This is a genomic window from Arthrobacter sp. SLBN-112 (genome assembly GCF_030944625.1).
Taxonomy (GTDB): domain Bacteria; phylum Actinomycetota; class Actinomycetes; order Actinomycetales; family Micrococcaceae; genus Arthrobacter.
The window spans coordinates 3,724,203-3,743,515 of sequence record NZ_JAUSXY010000001.1; the positions used below are offsets into that span (position 1 = coordinate 3,724,203).

Genomic DNA, 19,313 nt, shown 5'->3' on the forward strand with positions numbered 1-19,313 from the left:
CTGTGGGCCTCCGCCGCGTCGGCAGCCCCGCGGTGGGCGCCGAATGGTGGGCGGCACCCAGCGGCCGGGGGCCGGCAAGCGCCGCTAGACCAGGAACGCGGTCCGGAGCTGGTGTCCCAGCTGTCCGATCTCGGTCAGGAAGCCGTCGTGGCCTATTGGTGCCTGGATCATATGTACGTCGACCTCGCCGGGCAGCGCGTGCGCCAATTCGCGGGACTGGGACGGGAAGTAGAGCCTGTCGGAGTCCACGGCGGCGACGAAGAACCGGGCGGTGGAGGATGCCAGTGTTTCGGCCAGTGGCCCCCGTCCCCGGCAGATGTCGTGGCTCATCAGCGCCTCGGTGAGGGCGATGTAGCTGTTTGCGTCGAAGCGCCGGACGAGCTTGCTGCCTTGGTGGTCCAGGTAGCTTTCCACCTGGTAGCGGCCGCGGTTTGCCAGTAATCCGCCGCGCAGGGGCGACTCCGGCGCCTGGGGTTCCCGGCCGAACCGCCCTTCCAGTTCCGCGGCGGACCGGTATGTGATGTGGGCGATGCGCCGGGCCAGGGCCAGTCCGTCTTCCGGGCACGGGCCGCCGTAGTAGTCGCCGCCGTTGAAGTTCGGGTCCTGGCGGATGGCCAGGGTCTGGGCCTGGGCGAAAGCGATCTGTTCGGCCGTGCTGGCAGCCCCGACGGAGATGACGGCGCAGCGCTGCACGCGGTCGGGGTAGGTCACGGCCCACTCCAGGGCGCGGGCGCCGCCCATGGAACCGCCAAGGACGGCGTACCAGCTCCCGATGCCCAGCTGATCCGCCAGCCGGGCCTCCGCAACAGTGCTGTCCCGCAGCGTGACCAGCGGGAACCGTGACCCCCACGGCGCTCCGTCCGGGGCTGGCGAGGACGGTCCCGTGGATCCGTAGCAACCGCCCACGATGTTGATGGACACCACGAAGAAACGGTCGGTATCCACGGGAGCGCCGGGACCGGCCAGCTGTTCCCACCAGCCCTCTTCGTCGGTGTCGCCGCGCGTCACGTGGGTGCTGCCGGTCAGGGCATGCTCGATCAGGATGGCGTTGCTGCCGTCCGCATTCAGCGTGCCCCAGGTTTCGTAAGCCAGCGTGACATCCGGCAGGTAGCCGCCGCCCTCCAGCTCGAGTCCTCCAATGGAGGCGTAGCGGACAACTCCGTGTTCGGGAATGGTGGTACGGGCGACGGTAACCGTCATGGCAAGACCTCTTCTACGCGCTTGCCTGCCGTCATTTGACCGGCAGGCCAGGTCTTCACCCGGGGCACCCCACCGCGGAAGGAGGGTTGCCGGCCAGCAAGCCGGGGCTGTCACTGGCACTCATGACCTGGTTCGAGTGTACGAAACACCCCCCACCCCAGGCCAAGAGTGTGACTGGTTGTGACTTCCCGGCGTTGCCGGCCGGCGGTGCCGCCGCGTGCTGCCAATCAGGCGTCAGCGGCGCCCTTGGCCGCGCGGAAACCGGCTTCGAGGTCGGCCAGGATGTCGTCGATGTGCTCCAGGCCGACCGACAGCCTGACCAGCCCGGGATTGACCCCGGCCACCACCTGCTGCTCGGGCGAGAGCTGGCTGTGGGTGGTCGACGCCGGGTGGATGACAAGGGACCGCACGTCACCGATGTTGGCCACGTGGGAGTGCAGTTCAAGGGCGTCGACGAAGCGCTTGCCCGCCTCCGCGCCCCCGGCCAGGTTGAAGGCGACGACGGCGCCGGTCCCCTTGGGGCCGTACGTGCGGCCTCGTTCGTACCAGGGGCTGGACGGCAGCCCCGCGTAGGCGACGGATTCGACGTCGTCCCTTGCCTCCAGCCAACGCGCCACTTCCGTGGCGTTGGAAACATGCCGTTCCACCCGCAGGCTCAGCGTTTCCAGGCCTTGGGAAATCAGGAAGGCGTTGAACGGGGAGACGGCCGAGCCGAGGTCGCGCAGCAGCTGGACACGCGCCTTGAGAATGTAGGAGAGGTTGGCGCCCAATGCGCCGCCTTCGCCAAGGTCCCGGGCGTAGACCAGTCCGTTGTAGGTGGGGTCCGGGGTGTTGAAGCCGGGGAACCGTTCGGGCTCCTTGCCGAAGTCGAACTTGCCGGAGTCGACGATGACGCCGGCGATGGCGGAGCCGTGGCCGCCCAGGTACTTGGTGGCGGAGTGGATCACGATGTCCGCGCCCCATTCCAGCGGCCGGATCAGGTAGGGGGTCGAGAGGGTGTTGTCCACGATCAGGGGCACACCGGCCTGGTGGGCCACCTCGGAGATGCCTTCGATATCCAGGACGTCCTGGCGGGGATTGGACACCACTTCACCGAAGAAGAGCTTGGTGTTGGGCTGGACGGCGTCGCGCCACTGGTCCAGATTGTCCGGATCCTCCACGAAGGTGACCGAAATGCCGAACTTCTTGAGGGTGTGGGCAAACAGGTTGTACGTGCCGCCGTACAGGCTGGGGCTGGCCACGATGTGGTCCCCGGCCTCTGCGATATTCAGGACCGCGAAGGTCTCGGCGGCCTGGCCGGAGCTCAGCAGCAAAGCGGCGAGGCCACCTTCGAGGCTGGCGATCCGCTGCTCCACAGCATCCTGGGTGGGGTTGCCGATGCGGGTGTAGATCGGTGCCAGTTCAGCCAGGGCAAAACGGTTGGCTGCGCTCTCGGCGCTCGGGAACACGAAAGACGTGGTCTGGTAGATGGGCAGTGCGCGGGCACCGGTGGCACTGTCAGGCTCCTGGCCTGCGTGGATCTGGCGGGTTTCGAAGGACCATCCGTTGGACATCGCAGTCTCCTATGACATGGGCCCGGCATGCTGGGAGCACCACGGGCCGCGCTTACTTCCGGCTATTGCCGGACAGTCTGGTCCTCACCCGGGGCACCCCACCGCGGATGGAGGGTTGCCGGCCAGCGAGCCGGGGCTTGTCGCTGGCGCTCATGACCTGCGCCCAGTGTAGGAACATCGCTGCGGGCGGGGACAGCATTGTGACGAACATGGTCTTCCGTTGTTGGCGCCCAGCGGGCCGTCGCGGCCATCGCCCTGACCAACAACTCCAGCGGCACCGTCCACGTCATCGCCGACACCTCCGGCTACTACGTCGCCGGTTAGGCCGGGTTCCAGGGCCGGACTTTGACCACGGCCGGAGGCGAAAATCCAAGTAAGGATGCCCTTAGCTGAGAGCCTGATCACAAAGTGCCAAGATGTTGCCATGCGCATGGATCACGTCTCTTACGCCTGTGAACACGATGGCCTCGCGGCCACTACCGAACGTATTTCAACTGCCCTCGGCGTTGAGGCAGTGAAGGGCGGGGTCCACCCCCGGTTCGGCACCCGGAATATGATCATCCCCCTCGCCGGGCACAAATACCTCGAAGTTGTGGAGGTTTTGGACCACCCGGCTTCGGATAAGGCACCGTTCGGACAGGCAGTGCGTGCCCGTTCCGCAGCGGGCGGCGGCTGGATGGGATGGTGCGTCGAAGTGGACGACCTCGCCCCGTTCGAGGAACGCCTGGGCCGCGCCGCCGTGAACGGCAACCGCAAGTTCCCGGACGGCCGCGAACTCGTTTGGAAGCAGATTGGCATCCTGGGCCTCATTGCAGACCCCCAGGTCCCCTACATGCTCAAGTGGGAAGGCGACCCGTCCCTGCACCCGTCCAACGCCTACGAGAGCAACCTCAAGATGAGCTGCCTGACCATTGCCGGCTCCGCGTCGCGGGTGACCGAGTGGCTGGGCGAGCCGGTGGAGAAGCCGCTTGAGGACGTTGCGGTCGAGTGGGTAGCCCCGCACGGCACCCCCGGCATTCTGTCCGTCACGTTTGAAACCGCAAACGGGGCCGTCACTATCTGATCCTCCGCCCCCGCTCTCCGGCGTATCTCCGGAGAGGGCTCCTATGGGCCTGCGCCCAAACAGCTTCGGCCGCCATCGGGTGGTGACAACGGCGTCACCACCCGATGGCGGCCGAATTCTTTTAAGCGTCATTTGGCATCTCTTAAGGATCACAAGAGTGGACCCCTGAATTCCCTGGAAGAGGCACCGAACCCAACGCCTCGGCTTTGAATGTCAGACCCTCGTTGGATGATGTGGGTATGGGAAGCAGCGGTGAAGCAGTGGCGGTGGAGGGTATTGCTGCCTCTATTGCTGCCCTGGATGCGCTGGACCTCGAAGATGCTCTTCTGGCTTCCGGCGCTCACGCTGATGCTGAAGTGGACGCATTGCAGCGGCGGTACGAGATCCGGCTGGAGCGGCTGGAAATTCGCTCCCGGCTGGCGGCGCGCCTCATGGCCGGGCAGGTGCGGGACGCTGCCGACGCCGTCGAGTTCCAGCAGGCCATGACTGCACCCGACGCCCCGGTGCATGAGCGCACGTTCGCGGAGATGTCGGGGTGGAGGAGATCGCCGCGGTCCTGACCATCAGCTCCGGGGCCGCTGGGGCCTTGGTGGAGCAGGCACGGCAGGTCTGTTCCCTGCCGCCGGTGTTCAGGGCGTTGTCCGCTGGGGACATTTCGTGGCAGCACGCACGCATCGTCGCCGACGAAACCGAAGGCCTCACCTCCGAGGGCGCGGCGTCTCTGGTGGCGCACTTCTTCGACCCTGACGCCCCCAACCCGGCCCGCGGTGCCGCCCCTGGTGAGCTCGTTCCGTCCCGGTTCCGGGTCAAGGTCCGTGGGTGGCGGGAACGCCACCACCCCGAAACCCTGGAGAAGCGGCATGCGAAGGGGGTGGCTGGTCGGCGGATGGAATTTAGCCCGGACCGGGACGGCATGGCCTGGGTCTCGCTCCGCCTTCCTGGCGATACCGCGTGCGCAATCTGGAACCGGAGCACCGCCACCGCCCGCGGTTTGCAGGGCCCTACGGAAGAGCGGACCCTCACCCAGCTCCGCGCCGACGTCGCCGCCTCCCTGCTCCTCGGCGCCGCGAGCACCAGCGACAGCGGCAGCACCGAGGGTGCGGGGACCGCTGGCGGGCTTGGCGCCGTTCCCGTTCCGCGGGCCGATGTCCTGGTCATGGTCCCGGTCTTCTCGTTGCTTGGCCTCACGGATGAGCCAGCGGTGCTGGACGGGTTTGGCCCGATCCCGGCCTCCATGGCACGGAAGCTGGTCGCGGGCGGGGCAAAATCGTTCTACCGGGTCCTCGTCGACCCCCGCGACGGGGCGCCCCTGGAGATCGGCCGCATCCGCTACCGGCTGCCCGAGACCATCAAGAAGTGGATCAGGATGCGCGACGGCAAATGCACCTTCCCCGGCTGCACCAACCGCACCGCGGACAACGACACCGACCACCTCACCGCCTGGCAGAACGGCGGCCAAACGGATGTCCGGAACCTGGGCCAACTCTGCCCCAAACATCACCGGCTCAAACACGCCCGCCCCTGGATACCAACCCCCGCAACAACGAATGAGCCACCCGGCTGGACCTCACCCACCGGCCGCCACTACAAACCCGAACAACCAGACCCCGAACCAACCCACTGGCCACCAGCAACCCTGCCGGTGAAAGTTGACGCGGGGCTAAATGAGATGGGCGCCCCGCCGAGCCCCACAACTTCACCGGAGATGACGGCCACGCCGGATACTTCAGCACTGCCGCACCCGGAATGGCAGTTGGAGGAACTGCACTTCCAGCAACTCATCGCCGGGATGCCCACATGGCCGGACCCGCCACCCGAGGAACCACAAGGCAACCACCTCCTGGACCCGGATGAGCTTTCCTCGCAGGATCCCCTGTGGGACGACTTCTTCGCCGGGCCATTCCGGTTGCCTGCCGACCCACAAGCCGATTGGCAACAGCCGGCGTCGCACACCTAAGTGGCTAGTCACGCATATCAACCCAGTGCTCACGCTGCAAACGATCCACGACTACCAACCCAGAGGTCAACACCTTCCGCAGGGGCTGCCGGCGGCGAAGACGGCCTGAGACTCCTACCCCAGCCCCACGGCCTTGCCAAAGAGGCTGAAGCCGACGAAAGCCACGATATCCAGCAGGGCGTGGGCGATGACCAGCGGCATGACGCGTCGGGTTCGGGTGTACAGCCACGCGAAAACCACACCCATGATCGCGTTGCCAATGAACGGCCCGAAGCCCTGGTACAGGTGGTAGCTGCCACGCAGCAGGGAACTGACGGCGATAGCGAGAGGTGTGCTCCAACCGAATTTGCCGAAGCGGTCCATGAGGTAACCCACCACAATAACTTCTTCCAGGACGGCGTGCCTGATGGCTGACAGGATCAGGACTGGCACCGTCCACCAGTAGGCGTCCAGCGCGCTGGGGATGATCGCCGTCGTGATGCCCAACGCACGGCCGGCAGCGTACAGCCCCAGCGACGGTATCCCGATCAGGGCGGCCAGCCCCAGCCCCTGCAGCAGGTCCCTTCCAGGCCGTGCAAAGTTGAACCCAAGTTTCCGGAACGCAGAACCCGATTGACCGGCCTCGCCGGGGGCAGCCTGGCGCTGGTCCGTGAGGAAGTAGAGCACCAGCAGCACGGGAACCAGCGCAAAGATGATGTCAAGCAGCTGGTAGGTCAGGTCGAAGTACTCCCGCGTGCTCTGCGACCGGTTCAGCGTGGAGGTGCCCTCCGCCAGCGGCGCACGGGTCATTTTGTCCAGCAGCTGCACCACAGAGTAGACAGCCGACTGGCCGAGGGACAGGCCCAGGACGATCCAGACTTCGAGCCGCAGGCGACGGCGGGAGGGAACCAGCATGTTCCCATCTTGCCTTCAGTTTCTGGATCCGGGCTGATGGAACGGCCGTGTGGGCCATAAGCCTTGGCGACGCCGAGGAGCCAGGCGGGAAACCAGAGGCCGCGCGAGTCAGGCGGGAAATCAGACACCGCGCGAGCCAGGCGGGAAATCAGACACCGCGCGAGTCAGGCGGGAGTGATGATCACTTCCGTGCCTCGGGCTTCGAAAGCCGCCTTGTCGCGCGCAGAGATGCCGGAATCGGTGATGAGCCGGGTGAAGTCGTAGCCGTCCATGGTGGCGAAGGCCCGCACACCCACTTTGGAGGAGTCGGCCAGGACGTAGGAAACGCGGGCCCGGCTGGCGAGCAGGGCGTTGACTGAGGCCTCCCCTTCGCCGGTGTTGGTTGGCCCCACTTCGGGATCGATGCCATTGACGCCGATGAACGCGATGTCGAGCACCACTTTTTGCATGATGATGTCCGTGTACGGTCCCACCAGCTCGTAGGAGCGCGGGTTGAGGATGCCCCCGGTGACCATCACCTTGATGTTGGGCCGCACCGCCAGCTGGCCGGCAATGTTGATGGCATTGGTGACCACGGTGAGGGTTGGCTGGTTGGACGGGGCGTTGAGGTCTTCCCGGGTCGCCAGAATCTGCGCGAGCGCCGTGCTGGTGGTTCCCCCGCACAGGCCAATGACCGCTCCGGGCCGGATCAAGGCCGACGCGCACTGCGCGATTTGTTCCTTGGCCTCTGCGTGGTCGTCACGGTTGTAACGTCCGGGCAGGTCGTAGGCCAGGGCGCCGGTGGTTGCGCCGCCGCGGGTTCGGGTCAGCAGCCGCCGCTTGGCGAGGCTGTCCAGGTCGCGGCGGGCAGTGGCCGGAGAAACATTGAGGGTGCTGACGATCTCGTCAACTTCCACTTGCCCGGTCTTGGCCAGCAGGTCAAGAATTGCCGTCAGCCGGTCAGTGCGCGTCATGCAGAGGCCTTTCGATACACCAGCCACCACACCCGGATGACGTTTCCTGATTATAACCCAGGGCAAACAATCAAGAACAATCATCAATCCGGAGATATTTACCGCGTCCGCACTCCGGCCCGCCACACAGCGTACGTCAACGGCATGCCGGGGCGGTAAGCGAGGTGCGTGGCGGAAGGGGCGTTCAGCAGTTGCAGGTCGGCCCGGTGCCCGACGGCGATCGACCCCACGGCGCGTTCACCGTCCGCGTCGCGCCCACTTTCCTTGTGCAACGCCAGCGCACCGCCGTAGGTGGCAGCACGTACGGCTTCGTGCACGCTCAGGTGCATCTGGAGGACGGCGGTGGTGACGCAAAACGCCATGGAACTGGTGTACGACGTGCCGGGATTGCAGTTGGAGGCCAACGCCACCTGGACTCCCGCATCCAGGAGGGCCCGGGCGGGGGCCAGCGGCTGGCGGGTGGAAAGGTCGCAAGCGGGCAGGCAGGTGGCCACGGTGCCCCGCTCGCCCGTTCCGGCTGTGGGGTCCCACCCCGACCACGAGGCCGCCAGCGCCTTTACGTCCTGCGCGGAAAGGTAGTTGACGTGGTCCACGCTGGCGGCGCCAAGCTCAACGGCAAGTTGCACACCCGGCCCCTCGCCCAGCTGGTTGCCGTGCACGCGCAGCCCCAGCCCCGCAGCCCGGCAGGCCAGCAGGACGCGGCGCGACTGCTCGGCAGTGAAGGCGCCTTCCTCGCAGAAAACGTCGGCCCATTGGACATAGGGCCTGACGGCGGCGAGCATCGGACCACAGACCAGGTCCGTGTAGGTCTCCGGGTCCTGGCCGGCAGGAACCAGGTGCGCCCCGAGGAAGGTCACCTGGTCTGCCACCGTGGAAGCGATCCGGGCGCTTCTGGCCTCGTTTTCGATGTCAAGGCCGTATCCGGTCTTCGTCTCCAGGTAGGTGGTTCCCTGCGAGAGGGCCTCGGCTACCCGGCCCATCGCCAGCCGCGTGAGATCAAAATCGGACGTGGCCCTGGTGGCATTCATGGTGACGGCGATGCCGCCGGCCGCGTACGATTCGCCCGCCATCCGGGCTTCGAACTCTGCCGTGCGGTCCCCGGCAAACAGCAAGTGGCTGTGGGAGTCCACCCACCCCGGCAGCATGGCCCTTCCGCCGGCATCGACGGCGTCGTCCGCGGCGGGTGCGTCAGCCGCAGCGCCGACCCACGAGATGCGCTCCCCCTCAACCACTACCGCGGCGTCCTTCAGGATCCGGTGTTCAAGGTCCTGCGTCATCAGCTCGGCGATATTGGTGATCAGGGTGCTCATGGGACCATTCTTCAGCGTCGGATGGACCAGCGGGTGGCAGCCAGTGCGTGCGCTGTCCGGGATTCCGGACCCGCCCCGCCTGTGTCGCCGCGTCCGGATTGTCCGGCAAGGATCTGGGTGGCCGCCAGCTCCGCCAGGGCCGCGGAAGTCTGGAAGCCGTAGCCGCCCTGCCCCGCAAGCCAATAGAACCCGGCTGCTTCCGCGTCGAACCCCGCCACAGGTACCCCGTCGGCCGCTTCGGTGCGCAGGCCCGTCCAGGCCCTCCTGATGTGGGTGATCCCGAGGCCGGTGATGGAGTTCAGCTTCTCCACCAGGCGTTCCACATCGCCGGGCCGCGGCCGCGCGTCCTCCGGACCACTCGGCACTGATTCCGACGGCGAAATCAGCACATCGTCACCGTCCCGGCGGAAGTAGAACGTATTGTCCGCTGCCGCCACCATGGGACTGCCTTCAGGCAGAGGGCGTTCGACGGCGGCAATCGCCGCAGTGCGCCGGTACGGCTGGAGGCCCAGCTTCTCGACGCCGCTGATCACGGCGAGCTCGTCGGCCCAGGCACCCGCCGCGTTGACCAGGACGCCGGCCTCAAATCCCTCGGCTCCGGCACCCACCTGCCATCCCGAACCCAGCCGCTGGGCCGAATGGACGCGGGCACCCGCAATGATGTCCGCCCCAGCGGCGAGCGCACTCTTGCGGTGGTCTTCCAACAGGACCGGTGCATTGCAGCCGAAGGAACCGGTGTCCAGCCCGGCCGCGGTGAACGTTCCCGGCAGGAGGGCTGGACACAGCTCGAGGGCACGGTCGACTGTGATCGGCTGCATGTGTCCGCTGGCCTCGGAAGCCACCTCCGGCTCGGAGCCGATCAGCATGAAACTGCGCGGCGTCAGGACCGGTTCCGGCAGTTCCTGATCGCGGGCCGCGAGCAATTCAAGGGTCCGGACGGTGAGTTCCTGCACCACGGGAGGTCCGTAGCTGGGGATAAGCTGGCGGGCGGAACGGGAGGACGTGTGGTACGCCAGCTCCTGCTCCGCCTCCACCAGCGCCACGCTGCAACGCCCCGCCAATGCGGACGCCAGGGACAGGCCGGCAATGCCGCCGCCAACGATCAGGACATCGTAATGTGCTGCCATCGGTCCATCCTCGCAGAGATAGGGCCCGCAGGAACTCCTGCCTGGCTGGAAGTCCTCCGGCGCTCCCCTTTAGGCTGCTGCCCCGGCACGGCTGGCGACGAAGGCACGAACGCATGCTTCGACGTCGTCCGCTGAATGCGCCGCGGACAACTGCACCCGGATCCGGGCGGCACCGCGCGGGACCACGGGGAAGCTGAAAGCGGTGACAAACACGCCGTGCTGCAGCATGCGGTCAGCCACCTTGGCGGCCATCACCGCGTCACCAAACATGACCGGCACGATCGCATGCTCGCCCGGGAGCAGGTCGAAGCCTTCCTCGGTCATCCTGCGGCGGAACAGTGCGGCGTTCTCGAACAACTGGCGCCGCAGTTCCGCCGAATTCTCCACGAGGTCGAGCGCCTTGACCGTCGCCGCAACAATGGCGGGAGCCAGCGAGTTGGAAAACAGGTACGGCCGTGCCTTTTGCCGCAGCATGGCCACGATCTCGCCGCGGGCGGACACGTAGCCGCCGGACGCCCCGCCCAGGGCTTTGCCGAAGGTTCCCGTGTAGATGTCCACCCGGTCCGAAACCCCTGCATGCTCCGGGGTGCCCGCGCCGGTTGCCCCCATGAAGCCCACCGCGTGGGAATCGTCCACCATCACCATGGCGCCGTACTTTTCGGCGAGGTCGCAGATGGCAGCCAGTGGAGCAAGGAACCCGTCCATCGAGAACACACCGTCCGTGACGATCAGCTTCCGGCGGGCGTCCTGTGCCTCCTGCAGCCGGGCCTCGAGCTCGGCCATGTCCTGGTTGGCGTAACGGTACCGGCGGGCCTTGCACAGGCGGATGCCGTCGATGATGGAGGCGTGGTTGAGGGCGTCTGAAATGACGGCATCGTCGGGGCCGAGGAGGGATTCGAAGACGCCGCCGTTGGCGTCGAAGCAGCTGGAGAAAAGGATGGTGTCTTCGGTCCCCAGGAACGCGGACACCCTGGCTTCAAGTTCCAGGTGCAGGTCCTGGGTGCCACAGATGAACCGGACGCTGGCCATGCCGAATCCGCGTTCATCCATGGCGGCTTTGGCCGCGCTGATGATGTCCGCGTGGTCTGCCAGGCCCAGGTAATTGTTGGCGCAGAAGTTCAGCACGTCGGTACCCGGAGCGCCGATCTGCCCCGCGGTGATGTGGCTGGACTGCGGTGAGCTGATGCTGCGTTCGGTCTTGTAGAGACCGGCAGTGCGGATCTCATCCAGTTCGTCGCGGAGCTGGTCCTTGATGGAGGTGTACATGGGGTTCCTTACAGTCGGGTCCAGTCGAGGACAACTTTGCCGCCCACGCCGCTGCGGGCGATGTCGAAGCCCTTCTCCCAGTCCGTGGCGGGCAGCGTGTCAGTGACCACGGCGGAGATCCCGGCGTGCAGCACGGGGTTGGAGGAGAGCATGGCGCTCATGGCGTACCAGGTTTCGTACATCTCGCGGCCGTAGATGCCTTTGAGTGTGAGCATGTGGGTGACCACCTTGCCCCAGTCGATGGTGATGTCCTGGCTGGGCAGGCCCAGCATGGCGATCCGGCCGCCGTGGTTCATGTTGTCGATCATCTCAGGCAGGGCGGTGGGGTGGCCGGACATTTCCATCCCGACGTCGAAGCCCTCCCGCATGCCAAGCTCCCGCTGGGCGTCACGGACGCGGGTCGTGGAGACATCGATGGCGAGGTCGGCGCCCAGTTGCTTGGCCAGCTCCAGGCGGGGCCGTGAGACATCCGTGATGGCGATCTTCCGCGCCCCGGCGTGGCGGGCGACAGCGATGGCCATCAGGCCGATGGGACCTGCGCCGGTGATGAGCACATCCTCGCCCACCAGGGGGAAGCTCAGCGCGGTGTGGACGGCGTTGCCGAACGGGTCAAAGATGGCTCCGAGCTCCGGCGTGACCGAGGGGTCATGGTGGACCCAGACGTTGGTCTCGGGGATGACCACAAACTCGGCGAAGGCGCCATCACGCTGGACTCCCACGCTGACCGTATGGATGCACATCTGCCGGCGCCCGGCACGGCAGTTGCGGCAGATGCCGCAGACCACGTGGCCTTCGCCGGAGACACGGTCGCCGACCTTGACCTCGCGGACGTCCTCGCCCACCTCCACCACTTCGCCGTAGAACTCGTGGCCCGCGATGAGCGGAGCCTCGATCATTCCCTGCGCCCAGGCATCCCACGACTGGATGTGCAGGTCGGTTCCGCAGATCCCGGTGGTCATCACCCGGATCTTGACGTCCGCCGGACCAGCCTCCGGCTCGGGCCTGTCGACGAGTTCGAAACCGGCATGCGGGCCGGCCTTGTACAGAGCCTTCATTGGCATCCTTACTTCTTGGCATTCAAGTCTGGAGGTCTTGTCCTCCTCATTGAAGCCCCGGCAAAGCATTAGCACAACAGGAATCTTCTCAATCGACGAATTAGCTCTCACTAATGGATACACTGGCGGGGTGGAAATTCATCAGCTGGAAATCCTCCGCGAGCTCGGTGCGTTGGGAAGCGTGAAGGCGGTGGCCGACACCCTCATGGTCACCCCGTCGGCGGTTTCGCAACAACTGGCTCATCTGCAGCGGACAGTGGACGTGCCGTTGACGCGCAAAGAGGGCCGGAGCCTGGTGCTGACGGAGGCCGGCCAGGTCCTCGCCGACGCGGGCGCCGCCGTCGTCAGTGCCATGGCCGATGCCCGCGGTGCGCTCGGCACGTACCACGGCTCGCCCGCCGGCAGGGTCACCCTCAGTGGCTTCCACAGCGCGGGGCAGGCCCTCTTTGGCCCGCTGGCCCGGATGCTGGACCGGCCAGAACACCCACGGATTGAACTCTCGGACGAGGACGTTGCCCAGCAGGACTTCCCGGCCCTCACTGCCCGGTATGACCTTGTGCTGGCACACCGCATGGACCACAGCCCCCGCTGGCCCACAGAACGTGTTGCCGTGATCCCGCTGGCGCACGAGCCGCTGGACGTAGCGCTTCCTGCCGGGCACCCGTTGGCCCGGCAGGACACGGTCACGGTGCACGACGTCGGCGCCGAGGCCTGGGTGACCAGCCACCCCGGCTACTCCCCCGCCGACGTCCTGGCCGCCGTCGCGGCCGTCTCCAGCCGGGAACCGAACATCATCCACCGGATCAACGACTACTCCACGGTGGCGGCCCTGGTGGCGGCCGGAGGCGTGGTGGGGCTGCTGCCCAGGTACACCGCCCGGCCTGTCCTGAATCCGGACATCGTCCTGCGCCCGCTGGAAGGCATCAGCACACGCCGCCGGATCGATCTTCTGACCAGGCCGGAGAACCTGAAGCGGCGGGCTGTGGTGCTGGTCTGCGAGGCGCTGGAGGACATCATGGCAGGGCTGGTGCGGCAGGGCTAAGCGGGGCTTCTCAGGAGGGCCGAACCGGGGTGGCTGGCCTGGCGGAGTTACGCCCCTTCGTCATCCTCCTGGTTGCCCGTACCCATCTTGTGGCCCATGCCATGCCCGCGTCCCAACCCCAGGCCGGGGCCGTCGCCGGCACCCTCGACGATCCGCTTGGCGGTGGCCTTGTCCCCGTCCTTGACGCCCGCTATGCGCACGGTGTCCCCGGTGGCGATGTCCGCAATGGTTCCGTCCGCCGGCTTACTGCGCGTACCGTCGTCGGCCGCTGGAAGTTTGGTGATTTTGGTGTCCGCGTTGACGGTGTAGGACTGGGTGAAGCCGTCCTCGCTCTTGACGGTGATGGCGGAGTCGCTGACGGACTCTACGGTTCCGCGCTGTTCGAGGACTGTCTGGAAGGTTCCGTCGGGCTGCTTGACCACTTCCTCACCGTGCAGCGGCTGTGCGCGCTGGGCCTTTTGTTGGCCGGGTGCCTTTCGTTGGCCCGGCGCCTTTTGTTGGCCCGGTGCAGTCTGGGAGGGGTTTGGCGCGGCCTGCGAGGGGGACGGCGTTGGCGTCCCGGTGGCCGACCATGCAAGGGCAACGCCGGTCCCGGACAGAGCCAAGGCCACCGCCCCGGCCAGCATTGCCTTGCGCATCCTCAATGGTTCCCGGACCATGGTTGTTCCTTCCGCAGCACTTCCAGGGCATTACCGCCCTTTACCCACCGGTGCCCTGTGCGCTCCAGTGTAAGTCCGCCACGCCCGCGCGGCCACGGGTACTTTGCCGCCCGTGGAAACTGAGTACCTAACGAAAAAACCGGGTAGCAGCCACTGCCGTTTCGAGGATCCGAAACGGCAGTGGCTGCTACCCGGCAAAGAGGGGACTAGGCGTTGACGCCCAGCTTCTCCAGGATCAGCTCGCGCACACGGGCGGCGTCGGCCTGGCCGCGGGTGGCCTTCATGACGCCGCCCACGATCGCGCCGACGGCCTGCACCTTGCCGGCGCGGATCTTGTCCGCGACGTCGGGCTGCGCGGCAAGGGCGGCGTCGATGGCTTCCAGGAGGGGCCCGTCGTCGGACACGACGGCGAGGCCGCGCTTTTCGACGATCTCTTCCGGGGTGCCCTCGCCGGCAAGCACGCCATCCAGCACCTGGGAGGCCATCTTGTTGTTGATCTTGCCGGCCTCCACCATGCGGCTCAGCTCCACCACGGTGGCAGCCTGGACACCCAGCTGGCCGGGGTCAACATCGGCGGCCTTGGCGCGGCCGACGATCTCGCCCATCCACCACTTGCGGGCCACGGATGCAGAAGCCCCGGCAGCGATGGTTTCCTCGATTTCGTCCATGACGCCGGCGTTCACCACGTCGCGGAATTCCAGGTCCGAGTAGCCCCAGTCGGCCTTGAGCCGCTTCCGGCGCTCGGCCGGCGGTTCGGGCAGCGTGGCACGGAGTTCCTCCACCCATTCGCGGGAAGCGACCACGGGCACCAGGTCCGGTTCCGGGAAGTAGCGGTAGTCGTCGGCGTCGGACTTCGGCCGGCCCGAGGTGGTGGTGCGGGTGTCCTCGTGCCAGTGGCGGGTTTCCTGGACCACCGGGTTTCCGGAATCCAGGACGGCGGCGTGGCGCTGGATCTCGTAGCGGACGGCGTGTTCGACGGCGCGCAGCGAGTTCACGTTCTTGGTTTCGGAGCGGATGCCGAAGCGTTCGCGGCCGTGCGGGCGGAGCGAGACGTTGGCGTCGCAGCGGACGTTGCCGCGTTCCATCTTCGCGTCGGAGACGCCGAGGTTCTTGACGATTTCGCGGACGGCAGCCACGTACGCCTTGGCGAGCTCCGGCGCACGGGAGCCGGCACCCTCGATGGGCTTGGTGACGATTTCCACCAGCGGAACGCCTGCGCGGTTGTAGTCCACCAGGGAGAAGTCGGCGCCCTGGATGCGGCCGGTGGCGCCGCCCATGTGGGTCAGCTTTCCGGCGTCCTCCTCCATGTGCGCGCGCTCGATCTCAACGCGGAACACGGTGCCGTCTTCAAGCTCGATATCCAGGTAGCCGTCGTACGCGATGGGTTCGTCATACTGGGAGGTCTGGAAGTTCTTGGGGGTGTCCGGGTAGAAGTAGTTCTTCCGGGCGAACCGGCAGGATTCGGCGATCTTGCAGTTCAGCGCCAGGCCGATCTTGATGGAGGACTCGATGGCCGTCCTGTTTACCACCGGCAGGACGCCCGGCATCCCCAGGTCCACCTCGTTGACGTTGGTGTTGGGCTCGTCGCCGAAGACGTTGGGCGCGGAGGAGAACATCTTGGTCTTGGTATTGAGCTCCACGTGGACCTCGAACCCCAGGACGGGATCGTACTTCTCCATGGCCTCTTCGAAGCTCAGGATGTCATCGGTGCTCATTATTTTGCCTCCTGGGTTTCGAGGGATACAGCGCCCAACGCGGGAGCCTGGGCCAGCAGCGGGCCGCCCCACTTGGCTTCCAGCAGTGTTTCCAGGACAGCGCCCACCCGGTAGAGGCGGGCATCCTCGCGGGCCGGGGCCAGCAGCTGGATACCGACGGGCAGGCCGTCCTCGTCCGCCAAGCCGCCGGGCAGGGACAGGCCCGGAACCCCGGCGAGGTTCGCCGGGATGGTGGCGACGTCGTTGAGGTACATGGCCAGCGGGTCGTCCAGTTTTTCGCCGAGCGGGAAAGCCGTGGTGGGGGCGGTGGGCGAGATCAGGACGTCGGCCTGCGCGAAGGCGGCATCGAAGTCCCGCTGGACCAGCGTGCGCACCTTCTGGGCGGAGCCGTAGTAGGCGTCGTAGTAGCCTGCGGACAGGGCGTAGGTACCCAGGATGATGCGGCGCTTGACCTCGTCGCCGAAGCCGGCGGCGCGGGTGGCGCCCATGACGCGTTCAATGGTCATGGGGCCGTCCTCCGGCAGGACCCGCAGGCCGTACCGGACGCCGTCGAACTTGGCCAGGTTGGAGGAAGCCTCGGACGGCATGATCAGGTAGTACGCGCCCAGGGCGTACTGGAAGTTGGGGCAGGAGACCTCCACGATCTCAGCGCCGGCGTCCTTGAGCAGCTCCAGGGCGTCATTGAAGCGGTTTTCGACGCCGGCCTGGTAGCCCTCGCCGTGCAGTTCCTTGATGATGCCGATCCGCAGGCCCTCGACGTTGCCGGTCTTGGCAGCGGCAACGAGGTCAGCCAGCGGTTCCGGCAGGGAGGTGGAGTCGCGGGGGTCGTGGCCGCCGATGACCTGGTGCAGCAGGGCGGAGTCCAAAACCGTGCGGGTCACGGGGCCGATCTGGTCCAGGGAGGACGCCATGGCGATCGCACCGTAGCGGGAAACACTGCCGTAGGTGGGCTTCACGCCCACGGTGCCGGTGACGGCGCCGGGCTGGCGGATGGAACCGCCGGTGTCCGTGCCGAGCGCCAGCGGGGCCTCGAAGGCGGCGACGGCGGCCGCTGAACCGCCGCCGGAGCCGCCCGGGATCCGGTCCAGGTCCCAGGGGTTGCGGGTGGGTCCGTAGGCGGAGTGTTCGGTGGAGGAGCCCATGGCGAACTCGTCCAGGTTGGTCTTGCCCAGGATGGGCATCTTCGCGGCGCGCAGGCGTTCCACCACGGTGGCGTCGTACGGGCTGTGCCAGCCTTCGAGGATCTTGGAACCGGCGGTGGTGGGCTGGCCGATGGTGACGATGAGGTCCTTGACGGCGATGGGGACGCCTGCCAGGACGTGCAGGGCTTCTGCCTCGGCGCCCCCGGCTGCGCGGATGGCGTCCACCTCTGCGGCAACCGTGAGCGCTTCCTCGGCGTTGACGTGCAGGAAGGCGTTGACCTGGCCATCAACGGCGGCGATCCGGTCCAGGTACGCCTGGGTGGCCTGGACTGCCGTGACCTCGCCGGCGGCGAGCTTTTCAGCCAGTTGCGCGGCGGAGAGGCGGATCAGGGTTTCGGCACTGATGCCGGCGGGGTTCTGTTCAGTCATGGTTATGCCTCATCCAGGATGGCCGGGACCTTGAAACGGTTGTCATCGGAATCCGGCGCGCCGGAGAGTGCCTGTTCCGCCGTGAAGGTGTGTCCAACAACGTCTTCGCGGAAGACATTGGTGAGTGGAATGGGGTGCGAGGTGGCCGGAACGTCATCCCCGGCGGCCTCGCTGACGGACTTGACCGAATCGACGATGACGGCGAGTTCGCCGGCCATCCTGTCCAGCTCTTCGGCACTCATCTCGATGTGAGCGAGGCGCGCAAGATGCGCGACGTCGTCACGGTTGATCGCAGCCATGGATCTCCCCTGCAAAGTTCGAATTGTTTTCCGATCCAGTCTAGTGCGGAAACGCAGATGCCCGTCTGACGGCCCCCAGCGGGCGTCAGACGGGCACCTTCGGTACCCGGTCCTGCCTCGGGGACAGGAGCGCGGGCAGCTAAAGACTAACCGATACCAATGGCTCCAGTCAGCAAACCGACGCCGAGCATCACCAAGGAGATGACGGCGGTGCGCCACAGGACTTTCTTGTGGTGGTCACCCAGGTCCACCTTGGCCAGCGAGACCAGCAGCAGGATGGCAGGAACCAGCGGGCTCTGCAGGTGGAACGGCTGGCCGGTGATGGAAGCCCGGGCCATGTCCGCGGCGCTTACTCCGTAGTGCGCGGCCGTCTCGCTGAGGACCGGCAGGACGCCGAAGTAGAAGGCGTCGTTGCTCATGAAGAAGGTCATGGGGATGCTCAGCACGCCGGTGATGACGGCCATGAAAGGGCCCATGGAGGACGGGATGATCTGGACCAGCCAGGCGGACATCGCTTCGACCATGCCGGTGCCTTTGAGGACGCCGGTGAGGACGGCGGCGGCCATGACCATGCTGACCACGGCGACGATGGACGGTGCGTGCGCAATGAGCTGCGCGCCCTGGTCCTTGACCTTGGGGAAGTTGACCAGCAGGGCGATGGCGGCGCCCACCATGAACACGAACGGCAGCGGGATGACATTGGCCACGAGCACCACCATGACGGCGACGGTCAGGGCCAGGTTGAACCAGAACAGCTTGGGCCGCAGGGTGCTGCGGTTGGGATCCAGCGCGGTGTCGGTGAGTCCGGCGCCGCCGTCCTCAACGAGAGTGTCGGTACGCTCCAGCACGGCTATGGAGGATCCTGCCGGGGAGCCGTCGACGGCGGGGGCTGCCCCGCCGGGGTTGCCGCCCTTGCGTCCGCGGCCCGTTCCGGCAGCCGTGCCGCCGGTGCCGCTTGTGGAGGCGCCGCCGTCGAACCCTTCCGCAGTATCAGGCACGCCCCAGATCTCGGGAGCGGTGGCACGGAGGCGGTTGCGCTCCTGCAGGCCCAGGAGCCAGGCGAAGGCGAAGACGACCACGAGGCCGGCCACCAGGGACGGGATCATGGGGACGAAGACGTCGTTGACATCGATCTTCAGGGCGGTGGCGGCGCGGGCCGTGGGGCCGCCCCAGGGCAGGATGTTCATGGTGCCGTTGGCCAGGCCGGCGACGCAGGTGAGGACGACGGGGCTCATCTTCAGGCGCAGGTAGACCGGCAGCATGGCGGCGGTGGTGAGGATGAAGGTGGTGGACCCGTCGCCGTCCAGCGATACGGCGGCCGCGAGGATGGCGGTGCCCAGGACAACCTTGGCGGGGTCGTTGCCCAGCTTGCGGAGGATGAACTTGACCAGCGGGTCAAACAGCCCGACGTCGATCATCAGGCCGAAGTAAATGATGGCGAACATCAGCAGGGCCGCGGTGGAGGTCATGGACTTCATGGAGTCCATGACCATGTCGCCGATGCCCAGGCCGGCGCCGGCAAAGAGGCCAAAAACGGTGGGGACAATGATCAACGCCAGCACTGGCGTCAACTTCTTCGTCATGATCAGCACCATGAAAACCGCGATCATGGCGAATCCAAGTATTACCAGCACAGCCGGCTCCTTCGT

At 66.7% G+C, this 19,313-nt stretch carries 17 protein-coding genes and 2 riboswitches; of the genes, 4 read left to right on the forward strand and 13 right to left on the reverse strand.

Translation table 11 applies throughout. The features are described from left to right. Positions 1-84 precede the first annotated feature (84 nt). Both QF050_RS17390 and QF050_RS17395 read right to left on the reverse strand, forming a co-directional pair. Positions 85-1,200, reverse strand: a complete 1,116-nt coding sequence (locus QF050_RS17390) for a homoserine O-acetyltransferase (protein WP_308931534.1) — start codon at positions 1,198-1,200, stop codon at positions 85-87. Positions 1,201-1,212: 12 nt separating this feature from the next. Next, positions 1,213-1,328: riboswitch (SAM riboswitch) on the reverse strand. A 99-nt stretch (positions 1,329-1,427) separates the two neighbouring features. Continuing rightward, positions 1,428-2,753, reverse strand: a complete 1,326-nt coding sequence (locus tag QF050_RS17395) for a bifunctional o-acetylhomoserine/o-acetylserine sulfhydrylase (protein WP_308931535.1) — start codon at positions 2,751-2,753, stop codon at positions 1,428-1,430. Positions 2,754-2,796: 43 nt separating this feature from the next. Continuing rightward, positions 2,797-2,911, reverse strand: a riboswitch (SAM riboswitch). Between the two features lie 266 nt (positions 2,912-3,177). Between QF050_RS17395 and QF050_RS17400 the strand changes: the two genes are divergently transcribed. The 3 genes from QF050_RS17400 (at position 3,178) to QF050_RS17405 (ending at position 5,773) form a co-directional block, all read left to right on the forward strand. Then, positions 3,178-3,816: a VOC family protein gene (locus QF050_RS17400; protein ID WP_026265047.1), complete on the forward strand. Its 639-nt coding sequence runs from the start codon at positions 3,178-3,180 to the stop codon at positions 3,814-3,816. Between the two features lie 239 nt (positions 3,817-4,055). Then, on the forward strand, positions 4,056-4,376 hold the full coding sequence (locus tag QF050_RS20385) for a hypothetical protein (protein WP_374121542.1): 321 nt from the start codon (positions 4,056-4,058) through the stop codon (positions 4,374-4,376). Then, on the forward strand, positions 4,352-5,773 hold the full coding sequence (locus QF050_RS17405; RefSeq protein WP_374121543.1) for a DUF222 domain-containing protein: 1,422 nt from the start codon (positions 4,352-4,354) through the stop codon (positions 5,771-5,773). The genes QF050_RS20385 and QF050_RS17405 overlap by 25 nt, the downstream gene beginning before the upstream one ends. A gap of 114 nt (positions 5,774-5,887) precedes the next feature. Here QF050_RS17405 and QF050_RS17410 read toward each other — a convergent pair whose 3' ends face one another. The 6 genes from QF050_RS17410 to tdh form a co-directional block, all read right to left on the reverse strand. Then, entirely contained in the window at positions 5,888-6,667 is a 780-nt protein-coding gene (locus QF050_RS17410) for a CPBP family intramembrane glutamic endopeptidase (protein WP_308931536.1), read from the reverse strand. A 164-nt stretch (positions 6,668-6,831) separates the two neighbouring features. Continuing rightward, positions 6,832-7,620, reverse strand: coding sequence for a DeoR/GlpR family DNA-binding transcription regulator (locus QF050_RS17415; protein WP_308931537.1), 789 nt, complete (start codon positions 7,618-7,620; stop codon positions 6,832-6,834). A 98-nt stretch (positions 7,621-7,718) separates the two neighbouring features. Beyond that, the gene (hutI, locus tag QF050_RS17420; RefSeq protein ID WP_308931538.1) at positions 7,719-8,930 is read right to left on the reverse strand and encodes an imidazolonepropionase; all 1,212 of its coding nucleotides are present in this window, start codon (positions 8,928-8,930) and stop codon (positions 7,719-7,721) included. 11 nt (positions 8,931-8,941) lie between these two features. Further along, positions 8,942-10,057, reverse strand: coding sequence for an FAD-dependent oxidoreductase (locus tag QF050_RS17425; protein WP_308931539.1), 1,116 nt, complete (start codon positions 10,055-10,057; stop codon positions 8,942-8,944). A 69-nt stretch (positions 10,058-10,126) separates the two neighbouring features. Beyond that, complete coding sequence (locus tag QF050_RS17430) at positions 10,127-11,323, reverse strand: glycine C-acetyltransferase (protein WP_308931540.1); 1,197 nt, start codon at positions 11,321-11,323, stop codon at positions 10,127-10,129. A gap of 8 nt (positions 11,324-11,331) precedes the next feature. Beyond that, positions 11,332-12,378 (reverse strand): L-threonine 3-dehydrogenase, encoded by a 1,047-nt coding sequence (tdh, locus tag QF050_RS17435; protein ID WP_308931541.1) that lies wholly within the window; start codon positions 12,376-12,378, stop codon positions 11,332-11,334. Positions 12,379-12,508: 130 nt separating this feature from the next. Here tdh and QF050_RS17440 point away from each other — a divergent pair, with 130 nt between their 5' ends. Next, positions 12,509-13,420: a LysR family transcriptional regulator gene (locus tag QF050_RS17440; protein ID WP_308931542.1), complete on the forward strand. Its 912-nt coding sequence runs from the start codon at positions 12,509-12,511 to the stop codon at positions 13,418-13,420. A 47-nt stretch (positions 13,421-13,467) separates the two neighbouring features. On the opposite strand, the gene QF050_RS17445 is transcribed toward QF050_RS17440, so the two are convergent. The 5 genes from QF050_RS17445 to QF050_RS17465 all read right to left on the reverse strand — a co-directional run bounded on the left by QF050_RS17445 (position 13,468) and on the right by QF050_RS17465 (position 19,298). After that, a complete protein-coding gene (locus QF050_RS17445; RefSeq protein ID WP_308931543.1) occupies positions 13,468-14,079 on the reverse strand; it encodes a DUF5666 domain-containing protein in 612 nt (203 codons plus the stop codon). 206 nt (positions 14,080-14,285) lie between these two features. Continuing rightward, complete coding sequence (gene gatB / locus QF050_RS17450; protein ID WP_308931544.1) at positions 14,286-15,794, reverse strand: Asp-tRNA(Asn)/Glu-tRNA(Gln) amidotransferase subunit GatB; 1,509 nt, start codon at positions 15,792-15,794, stop codon at positions 14,286-14,288. Beyond that, positions 15,794-17,365, reverse strand: a complete 1,572-nt coding sequence (gene gatA / locus QF050_RS17455; RefSeq protein ID WP_308931545.1) for an Asp-tRNA(Asn)/Glu-tRNA(Gln) amidotransferase subunit GatA — start codon at positions 17,363-17,365, stop codon at positions 15,794-15,796. The genes gatB and gatA overlap by 1 nt, the downstream gene beginning before the upstream one ends. A gap of 2 nt (positions 17,366-17,367) precedes the next feature. Continuing rightward, on the reverse strand, positions 17,368-17,664 hold the full coding sequence (gene gatC / locus QF050_RS17460) for an Asp-tRNA(Asn)/Glu-tRNA(Gln) amidotransferase subunit GatC (protein WP_043455998.1): 297 nt from the start codon (positions 17,662-17,664) through the stop codon (positions 17,368-17,370). A 146-nt stretch (positions 17,665-17,810) separates the two neighbouring features. Then, positions 17,811-19,298, reverse strand: coding sequence for a CitMHS family transporter (locus QF050_RS17465; RefSeq protein ID WP_308931546.1), 1,488 nt, complete (start codon positions 19,296-19,298; stop codon positions 17,811-17,813). Positions 19,299-19,313 lie beyond the last annotated feature (15 nt).

Excerpts from the sequence above, each read along its gene's own strand:
- QF050_RS17425 (WP_308931539.1), bottom strand. The coding sequence starts at position 10,057 with ATGGCAGCACATTACGATGTCCTGATCGTTGGCGGCGGCATTGCCGGC.
- QF050_RS17430 (WP_308931540.1), bottom strand. The coding sequence starts at position 11,323 with ATGTACACCTCCATCAAGGACCAGCTCCGCGACGAACTGGATGAGATC.
- QF050_RS17410 (WP_308931536.1), bottom strand. The coding sequence starts at position 6,667 with ATGCTGGTTCCCTCCCGCCGTCGCCTGCGGCTCGAAGTCTGGATCGTC.
- QF050_RS17395 (WP_308931535.1), bottom strand. The coding sequence starts at position 2,753 with ATGTCCAACGGATGGTCCTTCGAAACCCGCCAGATCCACGCAGGCCAG.
- QF050_RS17445 (WP_308931543.1), bottom strand. The coding sequence starts at position 14,079 with ATGGTCCGGGAACCATTGAGGATGCGCAAGGCAATGCTGGCCGGGGCG.
- tdh (WP_308931541.1), bottom strand. The coding sequence starts at position 12,378 with ATGAAGGCTCTGTACAAGGCCGGCCCGCATGCCGGTTTCGAACTCGTC.
- QF050_RS17400 (WP_026265047.1), top strand. The coding sequence starts at position 3,178 with ATGCGCATGGATCACGTCTCTTACGCCTGTGAACACGATGGCCTCGCG.
- gatB (WP_308931544.1), bottom strand. The coding sequence starts at position 15,794 with ATGAGCACCGATGACATCCTGAGCTTCGAAGAGGCCATGGAGAAGTAC.
- QF050_RS20385 (WP_374121542.1), top strand. The coding sequence starts at position 4,056 with ATGGGAAGCAGCGGTGAAGCAGTGGCGGTGGAGGGTATTGCTGCCTCT.
- gatA (WP_308931545.1), bottom strand. The coding sequence starts at position 17,365 with ATGACTGAACAGAACCCCGCCGGCATCAGTGCCGAAACCCTGATCCGC.
- QF050_RS17415 (WP_308931537.1), bottom strand. The coding sequence starts at position 7,620 with ATGACGCGCACTGACCGGCTGACGGCAATTCTTGACCTGCTGGCCAAG.
- gatC (WP_043455998.1), bottom strand. The coding sequence starts at position 17,664 with ATGGCTGCGATCAACCGTGACGACGTCGCGCATCTTGCGCGCCTCGCT.
- QF050_RS17390 (WP_308931534.1), bottom strand. The coding sequence starts at position 1,200 with ATGACGGTTACCGTCGCCCGTACCACCATTCCCGAACACGGAGTTGTC.
- hutI (WP_308931538.1), bottom strand. The coding sequence starts at position 8,930 with ATGAGCACCCTGATCACCAATATCGCCGAGCTGATGACGCAGGACCTT.